The following is a 21,886-nucleotide window of genomic DNA, read 5'->3' as shown; positions in this document are numbered from 1 at the left end:
GGAAGATCACTGCATTTAGCAAATAGTTATGTTACACTTTTGCCCGCAAACATTATTAAATTTTGGAAGGCAGATGAATTCAAACATAACTCTTGCAAATGCTATTCGTTTTCTCTCAATGGACGCTGTACAGAAAGCAAAATCAGGACACCCAGGTATGCCGATGGGCATGGCAGATATCGCGACAGTGCTGTGGCGTAAATATCTAAAACATAACCCTAAAAACCCACATTGGCTTAATCGCGATCGTTTTGTGTTGTCAAATGGTCATGGCTCAATGTTGTTATATTCTCTATTACATTTGACGGGATATGATTTATCAATTGATGACTTAAAGAATTTCAGACAATTACACTCAAAAACCCCAGGACATCCCGAGTATGGTTACGCACCGGGTATTGAAACAACAACAGGTCCTTTGGGGCAGGGTATTGCAAATGCTGTTGGTATGGCATTGGCAGAAAAGCTATTAGCCGATAGCTATAATCAACCGGCACATGAGATTATCAATCATTTTACTTATGTATTTATGGGTGACGGCTGTTTGATGGAAGGTGTGTCACATGAAGTCAGTTCCTTAGCAGGTACGTTGAAATTAGGCAAATTAATCGCTTTCTGGGATGATAATAGTATTTCGATCGATGGTGATGTTAAGGGGTGGTTCACCGAAGATGTTGCAAAGCGCTATGAAGCTTATGGTTGGCAGGTTATTACCCATGTCGATGGGCATGATTTTGATGCGATTGATGCCGCTATTACCAAAGCGCAAGCTGAAAGCTCAAAGCCAACATTGATCTGTTGTAAAACCAAGATTGGGCAAGGCTCACCAAATAAAGTAGGTAGCCATAGTGTGCATGGCGCACCTTTGGGTGATGAAGAAATTGCCAATACACGCAAAGCGCTTGATTGGCATTATGCACCTTTTGAGATTCCAAATGATATTTATAGAGATTGGTCAGGCATTGAAAAAGGATCAACGCTAGAACATAGCTGGAATGAACAGTTTGTTCAATATCAAAAAGCGTATCCTAATGAGTTTAACGAATTAAATGCACGTTTAACCAAGAGCCTACCTCAAGACTTTGGTGGATTGATTAATGACTATATCAATAAGTTACTCAATGACAAGCCAACAGTAGCAACGCGCAAAGCCTCACAGATGGCATTAGAAGAAATCTGCAAAGTATTACCCGATATGTTTGGTGGTTCAGCAGATTTAACAGGTTCTAACTTAACCAACTGGGCGGGTAGCAAATGGCTTAATAATCACGAAAAACATGCAAATTATCTATCCTATGGGGTGCGTGAATTTGGCATGGCAGCAATGATGAATGGCATGTCGCTTTATGGTGGCTTTAGACCGTATGGTGGTACTTTCTTGGTGTTTAGTGATTACGCACGAAATGCCATTCGTATGAGTGCGATTATGAAGCAGCCAGTGGTTTATGTGATGACACATGACTCGATTGGTTTGGGTGAGGACGGTCCAACACATCAGCCAATTGAACATGTACCAAGCTTGCGTGTGATGCCTAATTTAAATGTATGGCGTCCAGCGGATGTTGTTGAAACAGCTATTGCGTGGCAGTGTGCCGTTGAAGAAAAAGCGACACCATCACTCTTGGCATTATCACGTCAGAATTTACCAACGTTAGTGGCAAATAGCACGCAAGCACAACTGGTTAAAAAAGGTGGTTATTTATTGAAAGAAGCACAAAATGCAGAGATTACCTTGATTGCAACAGGCTCTGAAGTCAGTATCATGTGTGATGCGGCAGAAGCATTGGCTAAAGAAGGTGTTGCTGTAAATGTTGTCTCTATGCCTTGCGTTGAAAAATTCATGCAACAAGATGATTTATATCAACAATCTGTGATAAAACAAAGTATTCCTGCAGTAGTCATGGAGGCAGCACAAGGTGATTTATGGTATCGTCTATTACCGAAAGCAGGCGGGGGTGTGATTGGTTTAAATCATTTTGGTGAATCAGCACCAGCTGAAAAATTATATGAAGCATTTGGTTTGACAGCACAAAACGCTGTTGCTAAAGCCAAAGTGCTTCTAAATAAAACAACGGTTGAAAGTTTATAAGTCATATATGGTGTGACTGGTTTAACAAAGGAGAAATAAAAGATGGCAATTAAAATTGCAATTAATGGTTATGGTCGTATTGGTCGTTGTGTATTACGTGCGATTTATGAAGCAGGTTTAACAAACGAGTTTAAAATCGTAGCCATTAATGATTTGGGAAGTCCTGAAGTCAATGTTCATTTAACAAAATATGACACAACACACCGTCGCTTTGATGCGGAAGTGGCTTTAGAAAACAATGAAATGGTGGTTAATAATGATCGCATTAAAATCTTAGCTGAGCGCAATCCTGCGGATTTGCCATGGAAAGGTTTAGATATCGATGTGGTATTTGAATGTACGGGTTTATTTACATCAAAAGAAAAGTGTGGCGCTCATCTTCAAGCAGGTGCTAAAAAGGTTGTTATCTCGGCTCCAGGTGGTAAAGATGTCGATGCAACGGTTGTTTATGGTGTCAATCATGATGTATTAACTTCTGATATGACGGTTATTTCTAATGCGTCGTGCACAACCAACTGTTTGGCACCTGTAGCCAAAGTATTAAACGATAGTATCGGTATTCAAGAGGGTTTAATGACAACCATTCATGCTTATACCAATGATCAAAAAATCGTTGATAGCTATCATAAAGATCTGCATCGTGCACGTGCTGCAGCGCATAATATGATTCCAACTAAAACTGGTGCCGCGGCAGCTGTTGGTTTGGTGTTGCCTGATCTTAAGGGTCGTTTAGATGGTTTTGCAATGCGTGTGCCTACGATTAACGTATCGGTTGTTGATCTGACCTTTACTGCTAAGAAACATACGTCTGTAGAAGAAGTCAATGGTTTATTGAAAGCCGCTTCTGAAGCGGGCAACTTAAAAGGTGTATTGGGTTATAATATTGAACCATTAGTTTCTATGGATTTTAACCATAATCCACATCCATCGATTTTTGACGCTACACAAACTCGTGTGATTGGCAACTTGGTTAAAGTCCTTTCTTGGTATGACAATGAGTGGGGCTTCTCAAACCAGATGCTAAGAACGACAAAAGCATGGTTTGCAGCTAAGTAAGATAACTAAAAAAGTATTTAAGGCGTGAAGACGCCTTTTTTGTTTTTAAGGATTAATAATGAACTTTTTATCAATAACGGATGTGCCGTTAAAGGGCAAAAAAGTGCTAATGCGCGTTGATTTCAACGTGCCAGTCAAAAATGGCAAAGTCACCAGTTTCGTACGCATTGATGCTGCATTACCAACCATTAGATATGCATTAGACCAAGGTGCCAGTGTGATATTGATGTCACACTTAGGGCGTCCTGAGGAAGGTAAATACAATGAAGAGTATTCACTTAAACCCGTGGCGGAATGCTTAACACAGAAGCTAGGACAACCGATAAATCTTATCAAAGACTATCTTTCTGGTGTGAACGTCAATGCCGGTGATGTGGTGATCTGTGAAAATGTACGCTTTAACAAAGGTGAGAAAAAATCAGATGATGCATTATCACGGAAGCTTGCGAATTTATGTGATGTCTTTGTCATGGATGCGTTTGCAACAGCGCACAGAGCGCAAGCCTCGACTTATGGTGTCGCCAAATATGCACCAGTTGCGTGCGCAGGGTTACTGTTAACTGAAGAGTTAAATGCACTTAAAGCAGTACTGAAAAATCCGCAAAAGCCATTAGCAGCGATTGTTGGTGGATCAAAGGTATCAACCAAATTAACCGTGCTTGAGAACTTAATCGATCAGGTTGATCAATTGATTGTTGGTGGTGGTATTGCTAATACTTTCTTAGTCGCAGCAGGCTTTAATGTCGGCAATTCTTTGATAGAAGCAGACCTTGTTGATACAGCACGTGCTTTGATTGAAAAAGCCAAAGCAAAGGGCGCTGATATTCCGCTGCCTGTTGATGTGCGTGTTGCCAAAAGCTTTAGTGAAGAGGCTAAAGCTGAGATTAAAACGATCGAATCAATTGAAGCGGATGATATGATTTTAGATATCGGTCCTTTGACAGAGGCAAAACTTGCAATAACGATTGCTAAATCCAAAACTATTTTATGGAATGGTCCTGTTGGTGTATTCGAGTTTCCAGAGTTTGAAGCAGGAACCAAAGCGATTGCCAAAGCAATTGCTGATTCAGATGCTTTTTCAGTTGCGGGCGGTGGAGATACTATTGCTGCTATTGAGAAGTTCAATATCAAAGATAAAGTGTCGTATATTTCAACCGCAGGTGGTGCCTTTTTAGAGTTTATTGAGGGCAAAACATTGCCTGGTGTTGAGGTATTATGCGAGCGTGCACAAGAGGTGAAAGCATGAGAAGAACAAAAATCTTAGCAACGATAGGACCTGCGAGCGAATCTAAAGAAGTGCTACGTAAAATGGTCGATGCTGGATTAAATGCCGTGCGTTGTAATTTTTCGCATGGTACGGCAGATGATCACCGTAAACGTGTGCAACTGATTCGTGAAGTTGCTAAAGAAAAAGGTGTTTATATCGGTGTTTTAGCTGATTTGCAAGGCCCTAAGATTCGCGTGGCTAAGTTTAAAGACGGTAAAATCATGCTAAAAAATGGGGATGCATTTATTCTTGATGCTGAAATGGATAAGGCAGCAGGCGATGAAAAGTCAGTTGGTATTGATTACAAAGAACTACCAAACGATGTTAAAAAAGGTGATGTCTTATTGTTAGATGATGGCAAAGTTGTATTAACAGTTGCTAAAGTTGAAGGTGCCAAAGTGCACTGTAAAGTGACTGTTGGTGGTAAGCTTTCAAATAATAAAGGCATTAACAAAAAAGGTGGTGGCTTAACCGCACCTGCGTTAACGGAAAAAGACAAAGAAGATATCAAAACCGCAGCAGCACTTGAGGTTGACTATGTGGCTGTTTCTTTTCCGCGCGATGCCAAAGATATGGAATATGCACGTAAATTATTGCAAGAGTCTGGCTCAGAAGCAGGTGTTGTTGCTAAGGTTGAGCGCACTGAAGCTGTAGCTAATATCGAAGAAATCATTAAAGCATCCGATGCAATAATGGTTGCTCGTGGCGATTTAGCCGTTGAGATAGGCGATGAGAATGTCCCAGCAGCTCAAAAAATGATTATCCGCTTAACGCGTGAATTGGATAAAGTGGTCATTACTGCAACGCAAATGATGGAATCAATGATTACAAGCTCAACACCAACACGTGCTGAAGTATCTGATGTGGCGAATGCGGTATTGGATGGCACTGATGTAGTTATGTTATCAGCCGAATCCGCAGCAGGTGATTATCCGGTTGAAACGGTCTCTGCAATGTCACGTGTATGTGAAGCAGCTGAGAATAGCAACTTGGTGCATATTGTATCTAAAGATAATGTAACGCGACATCACGATCGTGTCGATGAAGCCGTTGCTAGTGCGGCTGTGTATTTAGCAAATCATGTCGATGCTAAAGCGATTATTTCATTAACTGAATCGGGCTCTACTGCGTTATGGATGTCGCGAATTAATACGCATTTGCCGATTTATGCGTTATCACGTAATCGTATGACTTTGGGTAAAATGACGCTTTATCGTGGGGTCGTGCCAATTGAGTTTGATTCAACACGTATGGCGCGATTTTATGTTAATCGTGAAGCATCACTTGAGCTTGAAAAGCGTGGCATTGTCAAACCAGGTGAGTGGATGGTATTAACCAGTGGTGATCACATGGGTGTTCATGGTGGCACCAATAAGATTAAGGTTATTCAAGCCGGCAATGTGGTATAAAAGTAATAGTTAAATACAGTTTTAAACACTTTCAAAAAACAAAGAGGGGAAAAAATGGCATTAGTATCATTACGTCAATTATTGGATCATGCAGCAGAACATCGTTATGGTATCCCTGCATTTAACGTGAACAATTTAGAGCAAATTCGTGCAGTGATGGAAGCGGCAAGCAAAGTCAAAGCACCGGTTATTCTACAAGCGTCAGCAGGCGCTAGAAAATATGCAGGGGCTCCTTTTATTCGTCACTTAGTATTAGCTGCAATTGAAGAATACCCAGATATTCCAGTATGTATGCACCAAGATCATGGCACATCACCTGATGTGTGCCAGCGTTCTATTCAATTAGGTTTTTCATCGGTAATGATGGATGGTTCACTAAAAGCAGATGGTAAAACGCCAGCAGATTATGCTTATAATGTTGAAGTTACCAAGTGTACGGCTGAAATGGCGCATGCTTGTGGTGTATCCGTTGAGGGTGAGTTGGGTTGCTTAGGCTCATTAGAGACAGGGCAGGCCGGTGAAGAAGATGGTGTTGGAGCTGAAGGGACATTATCGCATGACCAAATGTTGACTGATCCGGAAGAAGCGGCACAGTTTGTTAAAGAAACCAAAGTGGATGCTTTAGCAATAGCAATTGGTACAAGTCATGGTGCGTATAAATTCACTAAACCACCAACAGGTGATGTATTAGCAATCTCACGTGTAAAAGAGATTCATGCACGTATACCTGATACACATTTGGTGATGCATGGTTCATCTTCTGTGCCACAAGATTGGCTTAACATTATCAATGAATATGGTGGTGATATGGGTGAAACCTATGGTGTGCCTGTCGCTGAAATTGTTGAAGCAATCAAATATGGTGTTAGAAAAGTCAATATTGATACGGATTTACGCATGGCTGCTACTGGTGCGATCCGTAAATTTATGGCGACACATCGTGCTGAATTTGACCCGCGTAAATACAATGCGGTTGCCAAAGATGCAATGCGTGATATTTGTCAGGCGCGCTATGAAGCTTTTGGTGCAGCAGGCATGGCGGATAAAATCAAGCCAATCTCTTTAGAGCAAATGTATCAAATGTATCAAACAGGTGAGCTGGATCCGCGTATTAAATAATAACTAATCTTTATGCTTTTTGTTGATTAAAGCCAATGTGTTAGCAAAGTCCTTGGTCAATGCCTCTATATTTTGATACTTGTCATTACTAAATTTGGATTTTTTAGAAAATACGGTGTAATACGTTTTGCTAAAAATCGGTGTCGGATGAATAACGATCCCTTCAAGCTTAATGTTTTTATCTAAATGTTCCACGACCTCTGCAATCGCTGGAATCAGTTGTACTTTGTTGATGATTAACATTCTTAAAGCTTGTTCTAAAGTATTATAAGTTTGTATATGTTTAGCATTGTCAGGTTTGGCAAGGCATTTTAATAATTGACTTGAATAGCTATTACCCTTAACCAAACCAATGGTGATATTAAGCTTATTAAGATCAGGACATAAATCAAAATAGTGTTTTTGATAGTTTTGGTTGGTAACCCAAGTGTAATTAACATGTGCTGTTGCTGCATCTGGGTAATAAGCATAAGGTTCGCGTGCTTTCTTTCTAGAGACCATAAAAGCGCCATCCATTTTGCCGAGTTTGACAAGTTGCCAACATTGCTTCCATGGCATAATATGAACCTGTGCTCCAATACCTAGTTTTGTTAATGTCTTTTTATTCAACGTAACATCAGAACCAAGGACTGTGTTGTTATGTTTGTAGTCATAGGGAGGCCAAGGCTCGGCACAAAACTTCAGTGTTGAGTGGTTCTCTTGTGCTTGGCTTAGTATGGGAATAGCGAAGATACCAAGAGAGATGATTTTAAGAAATTGCTGAAATAATTGTTTAACTGCCATGTTATCTTTTCTTCCTGTTTAATGTGATGAGCAGCACCAACATTATCATTTATACGATTGGAAATCATCCATGATCACCGCATGTTTTGAGATTTAATTTTGCACACCATCACAATTGTCGGCAAAGATGGCATTAACAAATTTATAGCCGTTAGCCGCGTCTTGGTTAATGCTCCAGCTCATCGCACCGCCAAATTGTGGATCATTAAAGACACTTGGAGTTTGGTATGCTTTACATAGCTCACTATAGGCGCGATCTTTGTAAATACCATTGTAAACAGTGGCAAGACCTGCTGCAGTTTTATCAGAGGGTTGACCTGGAACAATTTTGGTGCTCTCTGGAATAATCTGCTTTAAGCGTACGTAGCTATTAACCACGAACTGAGGGTGCATTTGGTTGATGTTTGTTTCGCTGGCACCATTACACATAGAGCCAATCCCAAATTGATCAATACAGTAGTGCCCTGTGTTATATTCTTGAATAAAGATATAGTCAAACAAGCCGGCAGAGACTGATTTTTCATAAATGCGCTGTGTTCCTGTGTTGACTAAATGTACTTCTCCATTGTCAATTAGGTTAAACTGTGGCGCTGCAGTGATCACAAAATCAGGGTCAATTTGTTTAATGGCTTGAATTGTTGCATAGATATCAGCTTCCATTTTCTTTTCATCGATGCCACCTAGATTTTCAAGGTCAAAATCAATACCATCAGCACCTAGGGATTTGGCATATTGAACAATATTTTGTGCGACAAGTGCCGGATCTGCACCATTTGGTTTAAAAGTGTTATGTTCACCACCAACGGATAGGATAACATGCTTTAAATTACCAGTTTGTTTGGCTTGATCAATATCTTTTTTCATATTCTCTTGCCAGTTGCCTCCATTTTGCCAGTCAGCATAGATATTCCATGGTGAGTGCATGTCAACATCTGTTCCATCAACAACAGCAAAGGCCAATACGATTGTGTTATAACCTCGATCTACTGCCTCGCTAATTTTGATTTGCTTATTCCAGTTGGTCAGATAACCAACCATTAATGGCTCATCTGCTTTTGCTTGATATTGTAGCTTCCCATCACCTTGAATAACACCATCAACAATACTAATTGGCATGGCGCTGTATTTATAATTATCTAGAGTAAAGCTATCTGCTTTTATTTGGTAACTGCCAATACTTGGGATTTTAAATGTATTATTACCTGACTGTAAGTATTGTGCATCTGATTGATATTGATTGCCATTAGTGCCAATGATTGATGCCTTAGGATATGCCGAAGGTGCTGAGCCATTAAAATCAACGTCAATAGTTAATGTGCTATAAGGAATTTCTTGCATATCGAACTGAATGTTTAGTTTGTAAGTACCTTTCTCTTTAGCATCAATAGTTGTTGTACTTAGTTGTGCAACGTAAATATGGCCATCTTCAAAATCAATAACATCATCAACCGTAAAGCTATGCTCACCCTGGCTCAAGCCAATGGTTGCGCCTGAAAGTGGAATCATATGCAGCTTGTCACCAATCATTAAGGCAATTTGATGATCATCAGCAATGCCATGGGTGTCACCGCTTATAGTGATGTTAAGATCAGCAACAATATGACCTTCGCATACTTGCCAAGCACTTGACGTGCCTGGTACATCATTTGTCCACCAAGTGTTAGCAACTTGCCAAATCTTATCATCATAAAGTACGAAATCACCTTTGCTATAGCCACCCCAATATCCGCTATCAGCACCTTTGTATGTTTGTGGGTTGGTGGGGATGTCACCTATACATTGCTCAGGTGTAGGCGTTGGTTCCGGTTGTGGGTCAGGATCAGGTGTTGGCTCAGGGTCTGGACTTGGTGTGCCCGTTTCTTGCCAAGCAGCTTGCCACCAATGCTCAAACCCTGCAACACCTGGTTCATTATGCGACTGCGTGCACCAAGACCCACCAATACACTCATAGGTCTTGCCATTATTAGTCACGGTATCACCTGTTTGATAATTGGCGATATTCTCAGGATAAGTATAATGGGCACTATGCGCAATACCACCTAGTCCTGCACTCATAAGGCTAGCAATAACAATATTAGATAAGATTTTTTTATTTTTCATACGTTCCTCCGTAGATGGTTAAACTGTTTTGTTTTTGACAGGGAAAGCATAAGTTAAAAGATGTATTTAGGCGACAAAATGAGCATCAAGCGTTGTTATGAAGATATAAGATATGCTGATGAGAGCTGTGTTATTAACCAATGATAGGTTGGGCTAAGACTAAATATTCACCCATAAGTGCTCACCGTACCCTGAGCGTAAGTCGAAGGGTAAGCTTGGGGAAAATCACACTTCATAGAGGCTTCGACTTACGCTCAGCCAACGCCTACAAAAGCAAAGTGGGCAGGAATATGGTCATAGCCATAGGTTGGTAATTAAACCAGAGCGCAATATTATGACAAGGGATATTCTATGCATAAATATTAGGAAATCGATGGCTTTTTTGATACTCTTTTTAAAGGAATTAGATTGGAAGGTTAAGGAATCATAGATTATGTCAAAAGGTTGGTTGGCAGAGTATGTACAAAGTATTGAAAATAATACAGCATTCTGGGCAGAGAAAAGTCAGATTATCGATTGGATAAGTCCATGGCAAACGGTTACTAGTGGCAGTTTTAAAGAAGGAAATATCAAATGGTTTGAAGAGGGTGAGTTAAATGCTTGCTATAACTGTGTTGATCGTCATCTGCAAGAGCATGCCGATAAAGTTGCTTACTATTGGGAGGGTGATAACCCTGATCATACGAATGCGATAAGTTATCAAGCGCTTTATGAACAGGTGAATCGCTTTGCTAATGTGCTTAAATCAGTCGGTGTGCAAAAAGGTGATGTGGTTTGTATCTACTTGCCAATGATTATTGAAGCACCTATTGCTATGTTGGCATGTGCACGCATTGGTGCAATACATTCGGTTATTTTTGGTGGTTTTTCTCCAGTCGCTATTGCTGATAGGGTTAATGATGCCCAATCAAAATTTATTATTACGGCAGATGGCGGATTTAGAGGTGGTAAAACAGTTGCCCTTAAGGCAAATGTCGATGAAGCATTAAAACAATGTCCAAGTGTTAAAAAAGTCTTAGTTATCAAATATGCAAACAATCAAAGCAATTGGAATGAATCAATTGATGTTGACTACGAAACAGTTGCTGATACAGTGCCTGCCATCTGTCCTGTTGAACCGATGAAAGCAGAAGATCCGCTGTTTATCCTTTACACGTCAGGGTCAACGGGTAAGCCTAAAGGTGTGGTGCATACCACGGGTGGTTATTTGGTTTATGCCGCGATTACACATAAACATATTTTTGATATTAAGGATAATGATATTTATTGGTGTACTGCGGATGTTGGTTGGATTACAGGGCATTCGTATGTTGTCTATGGGCCGCTTGTTAATGCTGCTACGAGTGTGTTGTTTGAAGGCGTGCCAAGCTATCCTCAAAAATCGCGTTTCTTTGATGTGGTTGATAAGTACAAAGTCAGTATTTTCTATACCGCACCGACGGCGATCCGTGCGCTACAAGCTGAAGGCGATGAAGCAGTATTGGGTGAAACTACGCGTAACTCGTTACGTATTTTAGGTAGTGTCGGTGAGCCAATTAATCGTGAAGCTTGGCATTGGTATTATGAGCAGGTTGGCAAAGGACAATGCGCTATTGTTGATACGTGGTGGCAAACCGAAACCGGTGGTATTATGATTAGTCCTGATTTTAGTCACCAGCAGAAACCAGGTTCAGCAATGACACCATTTTGGGGTGTTGATGTGGCTATTCTAGATAAAACCTCAGGTGAAGAAGTGATAGGTGCATTAGCAGCACATGACTATGGTGCATTGGTAATCAAAAAGCCGTGGCCTGGCATGATGCGGACTTTGTGGGGTGACCATGCGCGTTATATGCAAAGCTATTTTGATGTTTATCCAGAATATTATTTCCCCGGTGATGGTGCTTATCGTGATCAAGATAATCATTATTGGATTTCTGGACGTTTAGATGATGTGATTAGTATTGCAGGGCACAGAATTGGCACAGCCGAGGTTGAAAGTGTCATCGACTCACATCCAGCGGTTGCTGAAACTGCGGTGGTTGGTATTCCTGATAGTATCAAGGGTGAGGTGATCTATGCATATATCACCTTGGAAAAGGGTATTCATCCGGATGACTCGCTTAAAAAAGATATTATTCAATGGGTGCGAAAAACCTATGGACCAATTGCCAGTATTAAGGTGATTCAATGGGCGCCAATGTTGCCAAAAACAAGATCAGGTAAAATTATGCGTCGCATCTTAAGAAAGATTGCACATTTTGAAGAGCAGCAGATTGGAGATACCTCGACTTTGGCAGATGAGCGTTGTGTTAAAGATTTAATTCTACACCGTGTAGACTATCGATAAACAGTTGGTGTAATAGTGTATATTAAGGATTTATGACAAGCTTTACTTTTAATCTTCGCCATTTCAGTGGTATGGCGCCGACACTTAATGCGGCAGGTGATTGGCAGAAGTGGCATAAAAACAAACAAAATTTGCCAAATTCAGGTGAGATTGCCACTACACATTTACCCGCCAATTTAAAGCGTCGATCAAGTTTGGGTGTCAAGCAGGCATTAGAAGTTGCTTTAGACTGTGTAGCGCAATCTAAAGAAAATCTCGCGATTGATTATACGGTGTTTGCATCACAACATGGTGAGACTAATCGCGTACAATCATTATTGAAGCAAATTGCCCAAAAAGAGCTGTTATCCCCTATGGATTTTTCGCAATCGGTGCATAATACCGCATCTGGTCTTTTGTCATTATCTCAGGGCATCAAAACCAATATCAACTCGATTGCTGGCGGCAAAGATACATTCTTTATGGCTATTATTGAAGCGTTGACTTATTTACAGCTTAATCCGCATTCACAAGTATTACTGGTGATCTATGATGAGCCATTGGCAGTGTGCTATCAATCCTATGACTGTGATTACGATCAGCAATATGCTTGTGCTTTTATTATGGATAATTATGCCCATACAACAAAAGAGGGATCCATCTGTCGCCTGGACGTATCACCAATAGCTGAAGGTGATACAAGGAAAGAAATAGCCGCACAAACCGCTGTCTTTCCGCCTGCTTTGATATTCTTAGCGTGGGCTTATGACGAGTTTGATAATAACCTCAAACAAGACAGTGCATTTTGGCAGTTTAATTGGTATAAAAATAGTAATAATTAGTGCACAGAAATAGATAGAGTTGGAGAAGGGGATATGACTCAAATGAAAAAAATAAAGCAAGTTGGCTTTATCGGTTGGCGTGGTATGGTTGGGTCAGTATTGCTTGAACGCATGCATGAAAATAATGACTTTGCGTCATTAAATCCTGTCTTCTTTAGCACATCACAAAAAGGGCAACAAGTGAACATACTTGGTGTTGGCGTTCAACGATTACAAGATGCCTATGCCATCGATAGCTTGATGCAAATGGAAATTATCGTGACATGCCAAGGCAGTGATTATACCGCCCAAATGCTACCTAAACTGAGAGACAATGGTTGGCAGGGGTATTGGATTGATGCGGCTTCACATCTACGCATGGATGAGGATAGTGTGATTGTATTGGATCCGATCAATCGTGATGTGATTGATCGCGCTTTAGCAAGTGGAGTTAAAAATTTTGTCGGTGGTAACTGCACCGTGAGTTTGATGATGTTAGCAATTCAAGGCTTGCTTCAAGAAGATCTCATTAGTTGGATTTCAGTTATGAGCTATCAGGCAGTTTCTGGTGCTGGTGCCAAGGCAATGATTGAGCTAGTTAAGCAAATGTCTTTAGCTAATAATGTTGATGTGACAGATAGTCTCAAGCTTGAGCGTGAGATTCACACTAGAATCAATGCAAATGATTTTCCATGTACGGAGTTCTTGACCCCGATGGCATATAATATTCTACCATTTATTGATGCGCCATTAGCCAATGGTCAAAGCAAGGAAGAGTGGAAAGCGCAAGCAGAAATGAACAAGATTCTACAGCGACCATCAACCTTACCAATTGATGGCATTTGTGTACGTGTTCCTGTGTTGAGAGCGCATAGTCAAGCGCTGACGATTGAACTTAAACAATCGATTGATTTGAAAGAAGTAGAGCAAAAACTCAAAAGTGCAAATGAATGGGTGCGTTTTGTTGACAATGATCCTAAGCAAACTGCGAAGCACCTAACACCGATGGCAGTGAGTAACACCTTGGATATTGCGGTGGGACGCTTGAAAAAGACTAATCTTTCAGATCGACATATTCAGCTTTTTACTGTGGGCGATCAACTGTTGTGGGGGGCGGCTGAGCCTTTAAGAAGAATGTTAAATATTTGTCTTGCCCACATTTAAATTGGCAGAGGTTGATAATTCAAACAGCGCTTGAATAAATTCACGCATTACCTTGTTGATCGGCTTATCTAAGTGATAGGCTAAGTAGGCAGTAAATCCTTTCATCGTCACTTTTTGTAAGTCATTAGTAGTGGCACCCTTGGCTTTTAATGCATCAACAATACGAACCAAGCGACCATCTTTAATTTCCTTTTGCAAGATAAAGTCAGGCAACCAGCCGATACCTAAATTGGCAACAATGGCTTTTTTGGCAACTTGTGCATTTGAAAAGATCGAGATATCGGTGTTCTTGGGGACGGATTTGATGGTTTGCTCATAAAGTAGCGATTGCAGTTTAAGGGTGATAAAGGTTTGTTTGAAGATATTGTCAATGCTTAAGCTATTCAATAATTCATGATTATCGCTTGAGCATACTAGAGAGTTTTCTAAATTGCAGACTTTTTCATTGTAATATTTCTTATCCATAATATCACGTGAGGCAATAATTAAATCACCATCATAACGCTCATACAATGCGGTGTAATCAAGTGTTGTAAAGTTAATATTATAATTTAGTTTAGGGTGTGATTTTTTTACTTGCTTTAATATCTGGATAATCCACTCATCATAAATGGGTGAGACAACAAGGTTTAATTTATAGTCTTTGTTCTCATGTGATAGATGATATAGCAATTTTTTAAATGAAGCTTGAATTTCGCGGGCATAGGGCAGAAAGCTCTCCCCTTCAGCGGTTAATAGCGATTTGCGACCATTAAAATAAAAAAGCTTCTTGCCAACGTCCATTTCTAAACTTTTGATTTGTTTGGTGACAGCAGGTTGTGTTAAGTGGAGTAAGTTGGCTGCTTCAGTTAGGTTTTCTGTTTCAACTACTTGCAAAAATATTTGAATTTGTTTGTAGGTTAAGTTATACGCCATTTTGATTGATCTATACTGAGCTAAACTTGTGGTGTAAATGCATTATAAATAGCTTTTAAACTAATGTCATTGAGTGTTTTTATGGAGAGATGTTTAGGGCTGTGTAGGTGCAGCAAGTCAGAAAACATCCATGTGAATCACGCTAGGGGGAGTGCGCTACTGCTTGTTTTTCCTGTCACCTACGGTAGCTAATACTATAGGGTTTAAATGCTTAATGCAAGCCGTTGATTTCTGATTAACCATAAGATATCAACGCATGCATTGCAGAGATATAAGATAAATTTATAGGTTTTTGACTTAGGTTCTTTTTTTAAGTGATGTTTGAAAAATGAAAATAACAATAGAGAATCCAAGAGCTACCAAGAGGTATGATTTGTCGATCACGATGTCTATGCCTGCTGCCATTAACATCAAGCCTATAAGAATAAGTGAAGTCAAGGCAATTAATTTCAGTTGTAGTGAATGTGTTAATTTAATTAAAAATTGTGAAGCTAATAGCATGATGGCACATGAGGCTAAAATAGATGCGGCAATTACATAAAGGTTGTTACTTAAGCCAATCGCAGTGATCACACTATCGATTGAAAAAACCGCATCGATTAAAATAATCTGGGCAATCGCGCTTAACATGTTTTTGGCAATCTGTGTTGAGACGGTTTTGGGGCGGTATAACAGGTAGATTTCGTGCAATGCTTTACACAACAAGAACAATCCACCGATGATTAAAATCATATCTTTGATGCTAATGCCATTACCAAAAATGGAAAAAACCGGCACTGTCCATTGCATGATGAAGCTAATAAATAGCAATGAGACGATACGCATCACTGCTGCCAATGAAATGGCAGTAATTTGCGCCTTACGTTGCTGGTAAACGGGAAGCTTGGCAGTCACAAGATAAATAAACAGTAAATTATCAATCGCTAAAATAGTCTCAAGTGCGGTGATAGTTAAAAAGCTTGTAATAAGTTCCAGCGGAACGTCCAATCTAGGTATCCTCTTAAATGTATAATGACGGCATAAATGATAAATGAATATGGCTTTAAATGTAAACTTGCTATGGCAATTATTTTTTAAATTATTTTAACTTGTGTTTAGCAGTTGGCTTGTGGCAGACTTTGAAAGCGCAAGAATACAAAAATACAAATTCGATATACAGGAGAAATATAATGGAATTAGTTGCTGCAAAAAAGGATAAAATTTTTCATGCCTTAAATGCAATTCTTGAACATGAGATGGCCGGTGTTGTTCGTTATACGCATTATTCATTAATGATTATTGGTCACGGTAGAATCCCAATTGTCAGTTGGATGCGTGCACAAGCCCAAGAGAGCTTAACACATGCAACGCAAGCTGGTGAGATGATCACCCATTTCGGTGAGCATCCATCACTTAAAATCGCACCTTTAACCGAAACACATAAGCATAATATCGATGAAATTTTAACGGAAAGTTTGGAGCATGAGCACGGTGCGTTAAAACTATATCGTGAGCTTCTAGCGTTAGCAGAAGAAGCAAACTCCATCATTTTAGAAGAATATGCGCGTGGTTTGATTGTTGAAGAAGAGACACATATTGGTGAAGTTGAAAAGATGCTTAAAAAACCATTTTAGAAGATAACTTAGATAAGTGATTGCTGTCTTTATTTAACTTGCTACAATGGTTTCACGCATTACCTGTGGAACCATTTATGTCTGAAACTATTATGTATCAAGAGGCGTTATCAGCGCCTTTTAAAGTTGCCGAGCAATTACAATATAATGCAAAGATTTGGCAAGAAGTGTGCGCTTATCTTAAAGCACATCAGCCGGCATTTGCAGCAACCGTTGCCCGTGGCAGCTCGGATCATGCAGCAACTTATGCCAAGTATTTATTAGAAAGCAAAATGGGACTAATCACCGCATCGATTGCGCCGTCTATTTATACGATCTATCAAAGTCAAACAACTGTGACAAATAGCTTGTTTCTAGGTGTTTCGCAATCTGGTAAAAGCCCTGATTTAGTTCAATCATTCCTAAGCGTGAAAGATCAAGCAACCACTGTTGCCTTAGTTAATGTCAAAGATTCACCGTTGGCGCATGCTGCGCGTTTTGTGGTTCCTCTTTTAGCAGGAGAAGAAAAAGCCGTTGCTGCAACCAAAAGCTATATTTGTGCGTTGACCGCGTTGGCACAATTTATCGCTATTTATACGGAAGATAAGGTGTTGCAAGAAGCGCTTAAGGCGTTGCCTGAATATTTGTCACTAGCGGCAAATCTTGATTGGCAAGTGGTGATTGACACGTTAAAAGATGAACAAGATGCCTATGTCATTGGACGCGGCTATGGCTATGCAATTGCTCAAGAAGCAGCTTTGAAACTTAAAGAAACGGCATGCTTACATTCCGAGCCATTTAGTTCGGCTGAAGTATTGCATGGTCCATTTGCTTTGATTAAAAAAACATTTCCAGCTTTGGTTTTTGCACAAAATGATGCATCCGCTAAAGGCACAATTGAATTAGCACAGAAAATGCATCAAATGGGTGCTAATGTGATGTTTGCAATGCCTGGATCACCACATGTTGATACGACGCATAATCTTAAGACAACCAAAAGCTTGCATCCATTATTGGATCCAATTTTATTGATTCAGAGCTTTTACACCATGGCAGCAAAGCTTGCTACGGCACGTGGTTTAAATCCAGATCAGCCAGAGAATCTCAATAAAGTGACACAGACGGTGTAAAGGATGCAAAGTTATCGAATAACGGGTGCCCAAATTGTCACTAAAGATGCTGTCCTAGAAGGTGAAATTGCCGTTGAGTGTGGCAAAATCATGGCCGTTGGTGAGCCACTCCCAGATTTTTCACATTTACCTGTAGTGGAATATAGCCAAAGTGATAGAGTGATTCCGGGATTTATCGATACACATATTCACGGCAGTTGTGGTTGTGATGTGATGGATGGTGAGATCGAATCCTTAAAAATGATTACATCATCTTTATACCGACAAGGTGTCACCTCGTTTTTGGCAACCACAATGACCCAAACTGAAACAGCAATTAGTAAGGCACTGAATAATGTTGCTGACTTTAATAAGGCGCATGCACATGGGCGGCACTTCGCCAATATCTTAGGTGTGCATCTAGAGGGTCCTTTTATTTCACCGGATAAAATCGGTGCGCAGAATCCTGAGTTTTTGCAGGAGTCTTCGATTGCTAAGCTTAAGAGCTGGCAGCAAAAGGCAAATAACCTTGTTAAAAAAATCACGCTTGCACCGGAGATGTTAGGTGCTAATCATGTGATTGATTGGTGTGTCAATGAGCAAGTTATCGCTTCCATTGGGCACACCAATTGCACAGCAAAGCAAGCATTAACGGCAATTGATCGAGGCTGCTCACAAGCAACACATTTATTTAATGCAATGAGTGGAATCGATCATCGAAAACCAGGAGCTGCAACGGCTTTATTAATGTCAGAGAAGGTCGTTGCCGAGCTGATTGTTGATGGTGTGCATCTAGCACCTGAAATCGTTGATATGGTTTATCGCGTTAAAGGAGCTGATGGCATCCTTTTGGTTACTGATGCGATGTCAGCACAAGCCCATGGTGAGGGTGTATTTAACCTTGGTGGGCAGAAAGTGATTGTTAAAAATAATGAAGCACGGCTAGAAAATGGCGTATTAGCCGGTAGTGTGCTGACGATGAATAATGCATTAAAAAACATGCTCACCTATAGTGATTGCAGTTTGCTGGAAATTGTTAAAATGACGAGCTATAATGCGGCAAAGAGTCTTAATATGCATCATGATAAAGGTAATATCAAAAAAGGGGCTGATGCTGATTTGGTCGTTGTTGATAAACATTTTCAGATCAAGCAAGTATTTAAAGCATCATAATGAAAGTAGATGTTATTGTTATTGGGGCGGGTGCCTCAGGGCTTATGTGTGCCATTGAAGCGGCGAAAAGAGGGCGCAAAGCGTTGGTTCTTGATCACGCTAATAAGGTCGGTAAAAAGATACTCATGTCAGGTGGCGGGCGCTGTAATTTTACGAATTATTATGTTGAGCCGACGCGTTTCTTATCACAAAATCCGCATTTTTGTAAGTCTGCCTTAACACGCTATACGCAGTGGGACTTTATTGCACTGGTTGACTCTTACCAGTTAAATTATCATGAGAAAACGTTAGGGCAGCTTTTCTGTGACGGAAAGTCACATGAGATCGTTGATATCCTGCTAAATGAATGCCGCAAATATCAGGTTGAAATTAAACTTAATACGACGGTTAATCAGGTTCGCCAATGTGATCAAGATGCAATAATCAATTCTAGGTTTGATGTTAGAACAACAGCAGGTGATTATCATGCGCAATCTGTTGTTATTGCGACAGGGGGGCTCTCAATCCCAACAATGGGAGCCACAGGCTTTGGCTATGAGATCGCGCGCCAGTTTGGTCTTCAAGTGTTGCCAACCTCAGCAGCATTAGTACCCTTTGTGCTTGGTGAGCATGATAAATTGAAATATGCCGAGCTCTCGGGTGTTTCTGTATTAGCTAAGGTAAGTTGTAACGAACAAAGCTTTCGTGAGAATTTACTGTTTACGCATCGTGGCTTAAGTGGACCTGTGATGCTGCAGATCTCATCCTATTGGCAGTTGGGAGAATATTTGCACATCAACTTATTACCAGAAATAAACTCATTAAGTGAATTGCTTCATGTGCACAAAAAATCACAAGGTGGTACACTCTTAAAATCACTATTAGAAAATTACTTACCTAAAAGACTGTTGTTATTGTTTGTGGGTGAGTCGTTACTTAATAAAAAGCTTGCTGATCTTGCTAATAGTGAGATTGAGCAGATGATGCAATGCTTACAATCATGGCAAATAAAACCGTGTGGTACGGAAGGCTATCGTACCGCTGAGGTCACCAAAGGTGGAGTGAGTTGTGATGAACTCTCTTCAAAAACAATGGAATCTCACAAAGTTAAAGGACTTTATTTTATTGGTGAAGTCGTTGATATCGCTGGATGGCTTGGTGGGTATAATTTTCAATGGGCATGGGCCTCAGGGTGGGCAGCGGGTCAATTTGTATAAAATTGATCTATAAGTAACCAAATTGGTTTAAATGCAATCATTACATAATCATTTCTTTACCTGATATATATTGTTACATATTTACAAGCTTTAAAAATGCCGCTATAGTCTGTCGTCTTGGGCGGCATGTGTTTGAAGAAAATAATGCTGTATTTTTAGACATATATCTATGATAGTTGCCCATTAAAGGCGGTTTGCGGCACTGTGATATTTATACGGTAAACAAGTAATATAAATAATAGAATTTAAAGAGGGAAGAGGAATATGGGAGCAGAGTTCACACCAAAAAAATCAGGCGTATCACTATTAAGTGCAACCTTGTTAAGTGCTACGTGCATGGTTGGTTCAGGTTGGCTTTTTAGTGCACAATTAACTGCAAAAATTGCAGGTAACTGGGCGTTTCTTGCATGGGTTCTAGCCGCTGTTTTAGTCTTATTAGTTGGCTTATGTTTGGCAAAGGTTGTTGCTGTTTATCCAGTGCGCGGTGCCACGACACGATCAAGTGCGTTGTCACACAATGGTATCTTTGGTATGCCGTTTGCATTTGCTAACTGGTTTGGCATCATGGTGGTGATTGCCACTGAAGCACAAGCAACAACACAGTACTTGTCAGCAGCCATTGGCTCTGATGCATTGATGCAGAATCACGTGCTCACTTATGGTGGTAAGTTTTTAGCTTTAGGTATTTTATTTGTCTACTTGATAGTGAACTTTTACGGCATCAAGTTGTTAACACGAGTGAACAATGTCGTTACCGTGCTTAAGGTTTTCACCCCATTGTTTGCAATCGTTGTTTTTTTGATTGCCGCATTTGATCATTCAGGCTTAAGTAATAACTTTAATTTACCCACCAATAGTGATTATGGCTTTAGCAGTGCGGTGATGGCAATTATTGGTGCGGGATTAATTTATTCATTTAATGGCTTTCAGATCAGTGTTTCGTTCGCCAGTGAGATTAAAAATCCAAAGCGTAATGTGCCGTTGTCTATTATCTTGTCGATAGTTATTATTTTAATTGTCTATATGGGCTTACAGTATGCGTTTATGGCAGCGGTTCCGCATGAGCTTTTGGTTAAAAATGGTGGTTGGCAAGGAATGAATTTCTCATCACCATTATTGAATTTAGCCATGTTGTTAGGTTTGAATTTCTTAGCTATTTTGTTATTGGCTGATAGTGTGGTGAGTCCATCTGGCACGGGATACACCTATCTTGGCGCTTCATCACGTATGCTTTACGCAATGTCAGCAGAAGGACAAATGCCACGTTGGATTGCGAAGCTTGATCCGGTATACAACTTTTCAAAGCGCTCAATGATGATTAACTGGGTGTTAGCAGCGATTGTGTTATTTAATGCCGAGAGCTGGGCAGCGTTGATGGTTGTGGTAACTGGTTATCACGTTGTTGGATATATGGCGGCTCCCATTAGTATGGGGGCAATTGCGCCTAAAACACGTTGGTTAGGGTTAGTTGTCTTTGTTGTTTTAGGACTTATTATGCTTACGATTCCAAGTCATGATTTACTATTGGTCAATGGCTCATTAACTATTTTGTTAATTATCTATGCTTTCGTACAGCACAAAGTTGGCGTGCAAAAACTATTATTGTTTATTCTGCCATTTATTGCTTACCTATGGTTGCTGTATATCGTGCCAAATATCTGGTTTGTTGCGGTCGTATCTGTCATTTTTTATATTTTAATTACAACTAAGTCTTATGTTGCTATGTGTAAAGAGCATGGTGATTTAAATCGAGTTATCGAAGATTAGTATCGCCATACCCATCAT

The 21,886-nt window shown here is 40.1% G+C and carries 17 protein-coding genes; 13 read left to right on the top strand and 4 right to left on the bottom strand.

The window, feature by feature from the left end:
• Positions 1–73 precede the first annotated feature (73 nt).
• The 5 genes from tkt to fba are packed head-to-tail and all read left to right on the top strand — an operon-like array spanning position 74 to position 6,940.
• Entirely contained in the window at positions 74–2,089 is a 2,016-nt protein-coding gene (gene tkt, locus ACZ5V8_RS08980) for a transketolase (RefSeq protein ID WP_464217509.1), read from the top strand.
• A 42-nt stretch (positions 2,090–2,131) separates the two neighbouring features.
• A complete protein-coding gene (gene gap, locus ACZ5V8_RS08975) occupies positions 2,132–3,145 on the top strand; it encodes a type I glyceraldehyde-3-phosphate dehydrogenase (protein ID WP_464217508.1) in 1,014 nt (337 codons plus the stop codon).
• Between the two features lie 58 nt (positions 3,146–3,203).
• Positions 3,204–4,391: a phosphoglycerate kinase gene (locus tag ACZ5V8_RS08970; protein ID WP_464217507.1), complete on the top strand. Its 1,188-nt coding sequence runs from the start codon at positions 3,204–3,206 to the stop codon at positions 4,389–4,391.
• Entirely contained in the window at positions 4,388–5,821 is a 1,434-nt protein-coding gene (gene pyk, locus ACZ5V8_RS08965) for a pyruvate kinase (protein ID WP_464217506.1), read from the top strand. Before ACZ5V8_RS08970 ends, pyk begins: the two co-directional genes overlap by 4 nt.
• Before the next feature lie 54 nt (positions 5,822–5,875).
• Positions 5,876–6,940 (top strand): class II fructose-bisphosphate aldolase, encoded by a 1,065-nt coding sequence (gene fba / locus ACZ5V8_RS08960; RefSeq protein WP_464217505.1) that lies wholly within the window; start codon positions 5,876–5,878, stop codon positions 6,938–6,940.
• A 3-nt stretch (positions 6,941–6,943) separates the two neighbouring features.
• On the opposite strand, the gene ACZ5V8_RS08955 is transcribed toward fba, so the two are convergent.
• Positions 6,944–7,723 (bottom strand): substrate-binding periplasmic protein, encoded by a 780-nt coding sequence (locus ACZ5V8_RS08955; RefSeq protein ID WP_464217504.1) that lies wholly within the window; start codon positions 7,721–7,723, stop codon positions 6,944–6,946.
• Between the two features lie 93 nt (positions 7,724–7,816).
• Positions 7,817–9,823: a glycosyl hydrolase family 18 protein gene (locus tag ACZ5V8_RS08950; protein WP_464217503.1), complete on the bottom strand. Its 2,007-nt coding sequence runs from the start codon at positions 9,821–9,823 to the stop codon at positions 7,817–7,819.
• 433 nt (positions 9,824–10,256) lie between these two features.
• On the opposite strand from ACZ5V8_RS08950, the gene acs reads away from it, so the two are divergent.
• Genes acs through asd form a run of 3 tightly spaced genes read left to right on the top strand, consistent with a single transcriptional unit; the run spans position 10,257 to position 14,116 of the window.
• A complete protein-coding gene (gene acs, locus ACZ5V8_RS08945) occupies positions 10,257–12,152 on the top strand; it encodes an acetate--CoA ligase (RefSeq protein ID WP_464217502.1) in 1,896 nt (631 codons plus the stop codon).
• A gap of 32 nt (positions 12,153–12,184) precedes the next feature.
• Positions 12,185–12,973: a beta-ketoacyl synthase chain length factor gene (locus ACZ5V8_RS08940; protein WP_464217501.1), complete on the top strand. Its 789-nt coding sequence runs from the start codon at positions 12,185–12,187 to the stop codon at positions 12,971–12,973.
• Positions 12,974–13,024: 51 nt separating this feature from the next.
• Positions 13,025–14,116, top strand: coding sequence for an aspartate-semialdehyde dehydrogenase (asd, locus tag ACZ5V8_RS08935; protein WP_464218732.1), 1,092 nt, complete (start codon positions 13,025–13,027; stop codon positions 14,114–14,116).
• On the opposite strand, the gene ACZ5V8_RS08930 is transcribed toward asd, so the two are convergent.
• Together ACZ5V8_RS08930 and ACZ5V8_RS08925 are read right to left on the bottom strand one after the other, a co-directional pair.
• Positions 14,090–15,031, bottom strand: coding sequence for a LysR family transcriptional regulator (locus tag ACZ5V8_RS08930; RefSeq protein ID WP_440615443.1), 942 nt, complete (start codon positions 15,029–15,031; stop codon positions 14,090–14,092). The two genes, asd and ACZ5V8_RS08930, sit on opposite strands and share 27 nt — an antisense overlap.
• 297 nt (positions 15,032–15,328) lie before the next feature.
• Entirely contained in the window at positions 15,329–16,018 is a 690-nt protein-coding gene (locus ACZ5V8_RS08925) for a TerC family protein (protein WP_464217500.1), read from the bottom strand.
• A gap of 182 nt (positions 16,019–16,200) precedes the next feature.
• On the opposite strand from ACZ5V8_RS08925, the gene ACZ5V8_RS08920 reads away from it, so the two are divergent.
• The 5 genes from ACZ5V8_RS08920 (at position 16,201) to ACZ5V8_RS08900 (ending at position 21,868) form a co-directional block, all read left to right on the top strand.
• Positions 16,201–16,644, top strand: a complete 444-nt coding sequence (locus tag ACZ5V8_RS08920) for a ferritin-like domain-containing protein (RefSeq protein WP_464217499.1) — start codon at positions 16,201–16,203, stop codon at positions 16,642–16,644.
• A gap of 77 nt (positions 16,645–16,721) precedes the next feature.
• Positions 16,722–17,753, top strand: coding sequence for an SIS domain-containing protein (locus tag ACZ5V8_RS08915; protein WP_464217498.1), 1,032 nt, complete (start codon positions 16,722–16,724; stop codon positions 17,751–17,753).
• Positions 17,754–17,756: 3 nt separating this feature from the next.
• Positions 17,757–18,905: an N-acetylglucosamine-6-phosphate deacetylase gene (gene nagA / locus ACZ5V8_RS08910; protein ID WP_464217497.1), complete on the top strand. Its 1,149-nt coding sequence runs from the start codon at positions 17,757–17,759 to the stop codon at positions 18,903–18,905.
• Complete coding sequence (locus ACZ5V8_RS08905; protein ID WP_464217496.1) at positions 18,905–20,101, top strand: BaiN/RdsA family NAD(P)/FAD-dependent oxidoreductase; 1,197 nt, start codon at positions 18,905–18,907, stop codon at positions 20,099–20,101. Before nagA ends, ACZ5V8_RS08905 begins: the two co-directional genes overlap by 1 nt.
• A gap of 264 nt (positions 20,102–20,365) precedes the next feature.
• Complete coding sequence (locus ACZ5V8_RS08900; protein WP_464217495.1) at positions 20,366–21,868, top strand: APC family permease; 1,503 nt, start codon at positions 20,366–20,368, stop codon at positions 21,866–21,868.
• Positions 21,869–21,886: the final 18 nt, after the last annotated feature.

Source organism: Cysteiniphilum sp. GTC20157 (assembly GCF_055396795.1).
This window is presented reverse-complemented; position numbering and strand designations above follow the sequence as displayed.